Here is a 277-nt window from a genome sequence, read left to right as displayed (position 1 = left end):
GATCACTACTGTACAAGCTGCAATCGACTACGTTACTAGCCACCAGGCGTAATAGTTTGTAATCGTTGTTTGCTGTCATGGAAAAACCGCACTGCCATCATGGCGTGCGGTTTTTTCTTTAGGCCTGATGCAAAGTCGTCGTCATTTGAAAAAGGAGAGTGCTGTGTCGCGTAGACGCGTCGTAGTCACCGGTATGGGTATGTTGTCGCCACTGGGCACGGATGTGCCGAGCAGTTGGCAGGGCATTCTGGCTGGCCGCAGTGGCATTGGTCTGATC

General features: G+C 52.0%; 1 protein-coding gene. It reads left to right on the top strand.

Annotation, left to right across the window (positions count from 1 at the left end; translation table 11 throughout):
* Positions 1-163 precede the first annotated feature (163 nt).
* A partial coding sequence (locus tag ACIP1X_RS17215; protein WP_400753792.1) for a beta-ketoacyl synthase N-terminal-like domain-containing protein occupies positions 164-277 on the top strand: 114 nt, incomplete at its 3' end.

The organism is Pseudomonas sp. NPDC088885, assembly GCF_044750025.1.
Lineage (GTDB): Bacteria > Pseudomonadota > Gammaproteobacteria > Pseudomonadales > Pseudomonadaceae > Aquipseudomonas > Aquipseudomonas rustica.
This window is presented reverse-complemented; position numbering and strand designations above follow the sequence as displayed.